Genomic DNA, 8,288 nt, shown 5'->3' with positions numbered 1-8,288 from the left:
GTGTATGGGATGATGAGGGCCATCAAGCGGGAGAAGCAGATAAAGAGATGGTCAAGAGAGAAAAAAGATTTCCTGATAGAGACACAGAATCCGGAGTGGGATTTTCTTAATGATGAGATACTAGGAATAGATACAGAATGATCATTCTCTGAAGTACAGAAGGATTTCTCCGTTCGCCTTTGGCTCAGTCGAAATGACGGTCTATAATAGTGTAATCTGAAACCAAGTCATTTCGAGCGAACGGACGTGAGCCGAGAAATCCCTAGAATCCACACACCACCGCCCAATCCACAAACCGCCCCATATGTCCTATAATTTATATTATGTTAACCAGCACCTCAGATTAGCAGTCAGGAGATTCGGTACACTCTGCCCTCTTACTCTATCTCCGCTTCGAAGGTTCCTTCTACGATATGTACCTTGGAAGTTCCTCCAGGCATCTGTCCCACGAATTCAAAGGTCCCTTTCACGCGAGTGGCCGAAACTTCGGTGAAAATGAATTCTCCTGTGGGCTCATCATCTGGGAATTGATAACCGGGAGCCACGAAATCATTACGCTCGTGGATCCACGTGTTTCCGGATATCTCGAATGCCATCAAAAAATCTTCCACCTGACCCAACTGTACATCGGCCATGGTCATATTCTCTCCGAATTGCCATAGAGTATATCTTTCTTCGGTCCAGGTGCTATCCATGACTCCTATCTCGAAGTAATCGGGAACATTTCCGGCATTTCCAGTCACTAGTCGGGCTTTGACATATTCGGATGGGACCCTGAAGGTGGCTGTATCGATCATGGCGCTGAAGCCATATTCTCCAGAGGCTCCTCCTCCTGAGCCTCCTGATGGGGAATTATCCTCTTTGGAACAGGCCACCACCAGCATCAGTAGGCAGATACTCAGCGGTATAGAGGCAATGTGATTTCTCATATATCTATAGGTTTAATAGGTTTCAAACTATTTACCTATCGATAAAGCACGGCCCATGTGAACATTAAGCACAGAAAAAAGCCCCTATCTCTAGAGGCTTTCTGTAGTTTGTATGTAGGGTGGTCACCTAAGACTGTGGCTCCATGCCTCTGGTATCGTAGTAGAAACGCTCTTCGATGATTTTGCCATCCTTCCATTTCTGACGGGCGACTTCTTCCATCTTCATGCGATTGCCGTCCTTGAAGCTCATATCGGTCCAAGTCTCGACCATGGTGACTCCAGCTTCATCATCGGCTGTTACAGCTCGTACTCCGCCATCGTGCACTTGATCCACTTGGCTATACCAATTCTTCTGGAATTCCCGGTTGGCCTCTTTCCCCTCGCGTACCTCTCCGGTACACTCGATCATTTTGACATCATCGTGATAGAACTTCTCAAAGGCCTCCAGGCTCTGCCCTTGGCCCACCATTCCGTACATCTCTGATATCTTGTCTTTCAAACTCATCCTTTCTAGGTTTTAAAGTGAACTATCAAGATACACATTCAGAGTCGTAAAGCCATGGCACACAATGAAAAAAGGTCACCCCGCTATTGGTGACCTCTTTCCTTGAACGCTGTGACGTTCTTAACGTGAAAAGCAACCTATTAGAATTCTTCTTTCACTTCTGGGCGCTCTTTGAAGGTGACCGCCTGGCCATCCTCATTGACCGTCCATTTGACATGTTTGGTACCGTCCTCTTCTTTGACCACGAGCCGCTCGAGCTCATAGTCATCTCCGTACTCTATGACCATGTCGATCACCAGTCGGGTCTTGACTCCTCTTTTCTTATAGGTGAAGCCGACTCCGGCCTCTTCTGCGTGTCCTTTCAATTCTTCCAGCTCTTCAAAACTGGTAGCCGCACTCACCGGATAGGAAACGGTGGTGTAGCTATCATCGATGGTCACGCTGGTGACGGTCTTGCTCTTCAAATCGGTGTCTGTACCGGTCTCAGTGGCTATGGGTGTGGCAGCCATCATGGCGCCTGTAACGAGATATGCGATTGTGTGTATCATAATCTTGGTATTTATTATTTCGGATGATCACTCATCCTCTTCTAGGTTTACTTTATGTTGTTCTATTGTGATATGGGTATTCTTCATTTCTGTATGCACCGTCCCTGTGCGAGTCCCTTCAGAACTCTTCTCTGACGGTATCCGGTCGCTCGAATCCTACGGCTCTTCCAGAGGTATCGACCGTCCAGAGGAGGTGCTTGACTCCGTCCTGTTCATTCACGACCACCCGCCTGACCTCGAAATCATCTTCGGCCTCATTGACGATGCACATATCGATGATCAAACGCTCATTACTTGGGCTCTTTTCATACAGGAGCCCCATTCCGGACTCGATGGCCGAGGTCCTTATATGTTCCAGCTCCTCTGTCGTGCTTTCCACACTTACCGCATAAGCGATGGTGGTGTAGGCTTCCAAAGTGAGTGAGCAGGTGCTGTGATCGGTATTCGGTGTGTGGATGATGGGTGCGGCACAGAGTGCGGCTCCGGTGAGAATAGTGGCTAAGGTGATGGACATGATCTCAGGGTTTTCGAAGGAGGATATTCATCGAACATCCACCTTCCGGTTTCTGTAAGTATGTCGTTCGAGTAACGCTTTCGGTTACACGGAATTGGCCGATTTAGGTCGAACGGTCGTATGATCTGGACCAGCGGTTATGGTAGAAATCACTATTAGTCACGAATGATTTTCATGGAGATCCTTTGAACTTTATCTGCATTTTTAGGGGCATGAAACACACCCGACTCCTCTCCTTTTCTTCTCTGCTTATTCTCGCGTTTCTTCTGCCACTAGCCCACTGGGCGCAGTACCAGACGCCCAACACCGGAGTGAACTGGGACATGGGTGATCTCGTGGCGGCAAGTGGAGGCACAGTGACAGGAAATGCCACAGGGGGCTACTTGATCCATGATGATCTGATCCTCTCTGAGACCGATACCTTGAACATCGCTGGAGGTGTTCTCATTGCAGTGAACAATGCTGAGGCCTTGATGGAGATCTACGGCACCCTATATCTGGGTGAAGAAGGAAGCAGTACGACCATATTTCCTTTCTCAAGCATAGAGACTTATGAAGGATGGCGATTCGAGTCCACGTCCACGGTCCTGATCGAATCAGTGGACTTCGAAGGAGGTGGTGGACTGAAGGTGTTGACAGAGAATTTCACCATACGGTACTCTGGGGTCAATGAGCAGCAGCACATTGCCACCAACAATGCAGCACTGGAATTCTTCGGAGGAAGTCCGGTGGTCTTTTTCTGTGATTTCCAGGATAATCAAGGGTCAGCTATCAGCACACCCTCCAATATCCCTTGTTCTCCTTTGATCACGAGCTGCGTATTCGTCAATAACAATACCGAGAACACCAATCGACCACAGATCAATCTGGGTCCCTCCCTTCCCGATGTACCTACCATACTTAATAATGTCATCGTTAGTTCCGATGGGCTCTATGATCAGGTAGGTGGAATCGCCTGCGCCTCACTTTTCGGGGATCCGAGCAGCTACATCGTCCAGAATTCTCAGATCAATATGAATCGATACGGGCTGGCCTTCATCGGAGGGAATATCGATGCCACGGTATATACAAGCGCCTTTACCGATAATGACATACAAGGGGATCCCCTACTCGGTGGCAGTGGAATCAATTTGAATGGTACGGCCTCCTCCTCTGCTCTGCTCTATGACAATTATTTCGCGGGCAATCTCTGGGGGATCACCGTGCAGAACGATTTCCAACTCGATCTCGGCAATCCGGATATTACCGCAGATAGTCCGGGCAATAATACATTCAGTGAGAACGGGAATGGCGGTGTGACCTATGCGCTTTACAACAACACCCCCTCTCCCATCCCAGCAGTGAACAATTGCTGGATAGAAGGTCAGATATCGCTCTATGAAGAGATCGAAGAGGTGATCTATCATGAACTGGATGATGCCTCACTCGGCTTCGTGGATTATTCCTTTGCCCAGTGTGCCGTGGGAGTGGGTCTGGAGGAAAATACCGCTCAAGCCATGACGGTCTATCCCAGTCCGGCCTCTTCTGAGATCCGTGTCATTCTCCCTCCTGCCTTTCAAATGGGGGATATCGAGATCATCGACCTGAATGGACGGAGTATAAAGACCGTGCAGAATGTGCGCTCCGAAATGGCGATAGATGTCTCTGATCTTGAGCCGGGGACCTATCTGATCTCTCTCAGCAAGGATAAGGAAGCGGTTCAGCAGCTGATCCTCATCGATTGATCAACTCGCAAAACTCGAACTCCTCCGTCTTGTGTCGGGATTGACGGTCATGAAGCAATTGGTCGTTCTCCAACCAACTCTTGAGATTGACCATCCAGAAACTCCAGCCGTTGCTGCAGCCCAAATGGAGGTTCTTCTTGGTCTCATCATCGGTAGGCATGCCGCTCTGCTCCAATCGGAGCAAGGTGTCGCCTTCCCTCACCTCTACATCTACAGTGCATGTGCACTTATCTGATGCAAAGGTGAATTCCATATGCCGCTTGTCCCTATCCAGCCGGGTGATGGTACCTTGTTCGGTGTGCGGATAGTTCCACCATTTCCAGGTATAGCTATCGCCTTCCTGAATGGTCTCATCAGGTCTTCTTTCCGTACCGTCCGGTGCGGTATAGCGGGCTTCTTCTAAGAACCAGGTAGCTACTTGCTCTGGGGTGGTCCATGCTTGGAATACCCTAGCCGGGTCGGCTTGTATGAAAATGGAGCGCTTGAATCGGCTCCAGTCGAAATCACTCATGGTCAAGGAGTTAAGAATGTATGACCATGAATATAGGCAGGATCAGCTGAATCGGTTGCGCTCACCCGGGATCTTACGCATGCGCAAGTTCACCGGAGTCACTTCCAGATATTCATCATCGGCCAGATATTCCATGGATTGCTCCAGTGAGAATTCGATCTTGGGTGCGATGCGAGCGGCATCATCTGCACCTGCACTTCGCATATTAGTGAGTTTCTTCCCTTTGATCAGATTGACCTCCAAATCGTTCTCACGCGTATGCTCACCCACTACTTGTCCTTTGTAGATCTGGTCTCCCGGTTCTACGAAGAATCGACCCCGGTCCTGTAGTCGGTCCAGTGCAAAGGCGAGTACTTGCCCTGTCTCCATCGAGACGAGTGATCCTTTGAGTTTGCCGGGGATATCTCCCTTCAAGGGTAGGAACTCACGGAATCTATGGGTCATGATGGCCGTACCGGCCGTAGCGGTGAGGATATTGTTCCGCAATCCGATCAATCCACGAGAAGGAATGTCGAATTCCAGATGCTGTAGATCCCCCTTGGGCTCCATGACGAGCATCTCTCCTTTCCTCTGGGTCACCAGCTCTATGGCCTTCCCGGAATAATCTTCCGGAACATCGATGACGAGGGTCTCATAGGGCTCCATCTTCACACCATCCACTTCTTTGATGATGACCTGGGGCTTTCCTACCTGTAGCTCATAGCCCTCTCTCCGCATGGTCTCGATCAATACAGAGAGGTGCAGGATCCCACGTCCGAATACGTTGAATTTGTCCTCGGTATCGGTATCCTCGATCCTCAGCGCCAAGTTCTTCTCTAACTCCTTGTACAGACGGTCCCGGAGGTGACGTGAGGTGACGAATTTTCCTTCTTTACCGAAGAAGGGAGAATTATTGATGGTGAAGAGCATACTCATGGTAGGCTCATCAACGGCTATGCGCGGCAATGCTTCAGCATCTTCCACATCAGTGATGGTATCTCCGATCTCGAAATCTTCGATACCTACTACGGCACAGAGGTCACCACTGCGCACGGTCTCTACTTTGCGCTTACCCAGCCCTTCGAAGACATGAAGTTCTTTGATGCGCACTTTCTTATTCTCATGCTTCTTGCAGAGCAGATACTCGCCACCTGCATGGATATCCCCGCGCCAGACCCTTCCGATTGCGATACGGCCGGTATAAGATGAAAAATCCAGAGAGGTCACCTGCATCTGTAGGCTCCCTTCGCGGTATGGGGCCGCAGGGATCACTTCCAATATGGTGTCGAGCAAGGGAGTGATATCCTCAGTAGGTGATTTCCAATCGGTACTCATCCATCCTTGCTTGGAAGAACCGTAGAGTGTCTCGAAGTCCAACTGTTCTTCTGTTGCATCTAGATTGAACATGAGCTCGAAGACCTGTTCATGCACCAGGTCGGGTGTACAGTTCTCCTTATCCACCTTGTTGACCACAACGATGGGTTTGAGGCCCAGGCTCACGGCCTTCTCCAGTACGAAACGGGTCTGTGGCATGGCTCCTTCGAAGGCATCTACCAGCAGCAAGACGCCATCTGCCATCTTGAGTACGCGCTCCACCTCTCCACCGAAGTCTGCGTGACCAGGGGTATCCAGGATATTGATCTTGACTCCTTTATACATCACAGCCACATTCTTGGAGAGTATGGTGATGCCTCGCTCCCGCTCCAGGTCATTGCTGTCCAGTAGGAGTTCTTCACGCTCCTTGCGATCATCGAGCACTTTGCACTCATCGATGATCTTGTCTACCAATGTGGTCTTGCCATGGTCTACGTGAGCGATGATGGCGATATTTCGTATTTCCTGCATGGGGTCTTTTCTAGAAGGGCGCGAAGGTAGCTCATCGAAGGCTAGAAGAAACGATCCCAAAAAAGAAAACCCGGACTTTCGTCCGGGCTTCCCACTAATTCTATTTACGCGCTATGTGTCAAGGTTTACGTAGATAGTTCAGTGTAGGTTTCAATAAACTCAGAATATTCTCAAAATCATTTACATATGCTTGAAATACAGGTTGTTACAATTGCGTTTATTTTGAGAATTCGCTGATGACCACCCCATCGTTGATGAGATTGCAATAGGTGATGATCTCTTCTAGGTCGTAGAAATCGAGTTCACCTTCAAATATCCTGTCGGCCACGGCCGGGTACGCTGAGAATAGTCCGATGGCCTGTTTTCTGAATCGCTTGCGGTATACCTTGTGCATACGGCCGTTCATTTCCACGTAACTCTTGATCACGCGTCCATAACTCCCGTGCATACGGATCATCTGGTTGGGCAAACTCTCTCGCTTGACATAATTATGTTCCAGATAGTACAATGCCGGGGAGCCGCTCACAGCGGGTCGTAGGAAATAATAGAAATCATCGATGACCTTGGAGCGGTAGTGCTGCCCATTGATAGAGAAGCCATTGGATTCATTGGCTCTCAGTTTGAAGATATTCCCTTGATCATCGGTAAAGATGATCTTGTTGAGCAGACCTCCGAAGAGCTTCTTGCCATATTCCACCTCTCCATAGATGGTATCATTATCGAAACTGATGAAATAACTGGGCTCTTGCTCGATGGGCTGGTGGGCTATGAGAAGTTGAGCATGGCCTGAGAGACCGAATGAAAGGATAATGGTCAGTAAGAGAATTCTCATTAGTAGAAGCTTCGTGTGCAAGAAAGGGTGTATTCGTTACCGAACACACCCTTCTCATCTGAGCTATTGAAATGTAAACCTCTTTAAACCTGATTCTCCTTCTTCACTGACATCACAATAACTCGTAAATGATACCTGTTTGTTCGGTTCAGGCTTCGTTTACGGGCATCAAGGGCCTTTGGTTACGCAGAATCAGATAAAAATCAATGAAGGAAGACCCACGCAATTCAGCGTAGATTGAATAATGAATTGATATAATTCCTGTATCTATCAGTCTACCAATGACTTGATGTCATCAGCAAGCTCACCCACAGTCACATTCCAATCCAGATGCTGTACAGCGAAATCGTGCATTTTCTGCGGATGGTCGGGCTTCTGCCTCATTTCCAAGGCAAAATCATATACCCGCTGCATATCGATGATACTGTCGTCATTGGGGATGTGCAGGTAATATTGGGCCGCCTCGGTCCCTTCGATATCGGGCATGGTATTGGACTGGATGAAGGGTAGTCCTCTACTGAAATAGTCCCTGCTCTTCAGATTGGTGGTCTCTTCGAAATGGATGAGATAGTTCTCCAGATTGCTAACTCCAAGGTCCACTTCATCGATCAGCTTTTCCAAGTCTGCAAAAGGGAGTCTGCCGGTAAGGGTGACAAAAGGTCGGCCATATCTTTCGGGATGTCGGTCGGCATTGCCCGTGATGTAAAGATGGAAGGGCAGGTCGGGATAGGCTTCGATGCTCTGGATCAATCGGTCCAGTCCGGCCCATTTCTGTTCTTGATTGGATCCTTTCAAAAAGATGATGCGTACCTCTTCCCTTTCCGGAACCTGATAGTTGCGGGCTGGTACAGCCTGGGTATCCACCCCATCCCTGTTATATATGCTATGGATTGCTTTGTTG

At 48.9% G+C, this 8,288-nt stretch carries 9 protein-coding genes; 1 reads left to right on the top strand and 8 read right to left on the bottom strand.

Going from position 1 to position 8,288, the window contains the following annotated elements; translation table 11 throughout:
* Nucleotides 1-377 precede the first annotated feature (377 nt).
* From HKN79_04405 to HKN79_04390, 4 genes are all read right to left on the bottom strand, one after another.
* Nucleotides 378-929: a hypothetical protein gene (locus tag HKN79_04405; protein ID NNC82797.1), complete on the bottom strand. Its 552-nt coding sequence runs from the start codon at nucleotides 927-929 to the stop codon at nucleotides 378-380.
* Between the two features lie 127 nt (nucleotides 930-1,056).
* Nucleotides 1,057-1,434: a nuclear transport factor 2 family protein gene (locus HKN79_04400; GenBank protein NNC82796.1), complete on the bottom strand. Its 378-nt coding sequence runs from the start codon at nucleotides 1,432-1,434 to the stop codon at nucleotides 1,057-1,059.
* 140 nt (nucleotides 1,435-1,574) lie between these two features.
* Nucleotides 1,575-1,982: a hypothetical protein gene (locus HKN79_04395; protein NNC82795.1), complete on the bottom strand. Its 408-nt coding sequence runs from the start codon at nucleotides 1,980-1,982 to the stop codon at nucleotides 1,575-1,577.
* Between the two features lie 118 nt (nucleotides 1,983-2,100).
* Nucleotides 2,101-2,496, bottom strand: a complete 396-nt coding sequence (locus tag HKN79_04390) for a hypothetical protein (GenBank protein NNC82794.1) — start codon at nucleotides 2,494-2,496, stop codon at nucleotides 2,101-2,103.
* A 212-nt stretch (nucleotides 2,497-2,708) separates the two neighbouring features.
* Here HKN79_04390 and HKN79_04385 point away from each other — a divergent pair, with 212 nt between their 5' ends.
* Nucleotides 2,709-4,220 (top strand): T9SS type A sorting domain-containing protein, encoded by a 1,512-nt coding sequence (locus tag HKN79_04385; protein NNC82793.1) that lies wholly within the window; start codon nucleotides 2,709-2,711, stop codon nucleotides 4,218-4,220.
* Here HKN79_04385 and HKN79_04380 read toward each other — a convergent pair.
* From HKN79_04380 to HKN79_04365, 4 genes are all read right to left on the bottom strand, one after another.
* Nucleotides 4,210-4,731, bottom strand: a complete 522-nt coding sequence (locus HKN79_04380) for an SRPBCC domain-containing protein (protein ID NNC82792.1) — start codon at nucleotides 4,729-4,731, stop codon at nucleotides 4,210-4,212. The two genes, HKN79_04385 and HKN79_04380, sit on opposite strands and share 11 nt — an antisense overlap.
* 42 nt (nucleotides 4,732-4,773) lie before the next feature.
* Complete coding sequence (typA, locus tag HKN79_04375) at nucleotides 4,774-6,555, bottom strand: translational GTPase TypA (GenBank protein NNC82791.1); 1,782 nt, start codon at nucleotides 6,553-6,555, stop codon at nucleotides 4,774-4,776.
* A gap of 217 nt (nucleotides 6,556-6,772) precedes the next feature.
* Nucleotides 6,773-7,387: a hypothetical protein gene (locus tag HKN79_04370; GenBank protein ID NNC82790.1), complete on the bottom strand. Its 615-nt coding sequence runs from the start codon at nucleotides 7,385-7,387 to the stop codon at nucleotides 6,773-6,775.
* Nucleotides 7,388-7,657: 270 nt separating this feature from the next.
* The coding region (locus HKN79_04365; protein NNC82789.1) for a hypothetical protein at nucleotides 7,658-8,288 on the bottom strand (631 nt) is incomplete at its 5' end.

This window comes from Flavobacteriales bacterium, assembly GCA_013001705.1.
GTDB lineage: Bacteria > Bacteroidota > Bacteroidia > Flavobacteriales_D > JABDKJ01 > JABDLZ01.
The sequence above is the reverse complement of the archived record's forward strand: the minus strand, read 5'-3'. Positions and strand labels throughout refer to the sequence as shown.

Coding starts and splice junctions, on each gene's coding strand:
- HKN79_04405 (NNC82797.1), bottom strand. CDS start 929: ATGAGAAATCACATTGCCTCTATACCGCTGAGTATCTGCCTACTGATG.
- HKN79_04400 (NNC82796.1), bottom strand. CDS start 1,434: ATGAGTTTGAAAGACAAGATATCAGAGATGTACGGAATGGTGGGCCAA.
- HKN79_04395 (NNC82795.1), bottom strand. CDS start 1,982: ATGATACACACAATCGCATATCTCGTTACAGGCGCCATGATGGCTGCC.
- HKN79_04390 (NNC82794.1), bottom strand. CDS start 2,496: ATGTCCATCACCTTAGCCACTATTCTCACCGGAGCCGCACTCTGTGCC.
- HKN79_04385 (NNC82793.1), top strand. CDS start 2,709: ATGAAACACACCCGACTCCTCTCCTTTTCTTCTCTGCTTATTCTCGCG.
- HKN79_04380 (NNC82792.1), bottom strand. CDS start 4,731: ATGAGTGATTTCGACTGGAGCCGATTCAAGCGCTCCATTTTCATACAA.
- typA (NNC82791.1), bottom strand. CDS start 6,555: ATGCAGGAAATACGAAATATCGCCATCATCGCTCACGTAGACCATGGC.
- HKN79_04370 (NNC82790.1), bottom strand. CDS start 7,387: ATGAGAATTCTCTTACTGACCATTATCCTTTCATTCGGTCTCTCAGGC.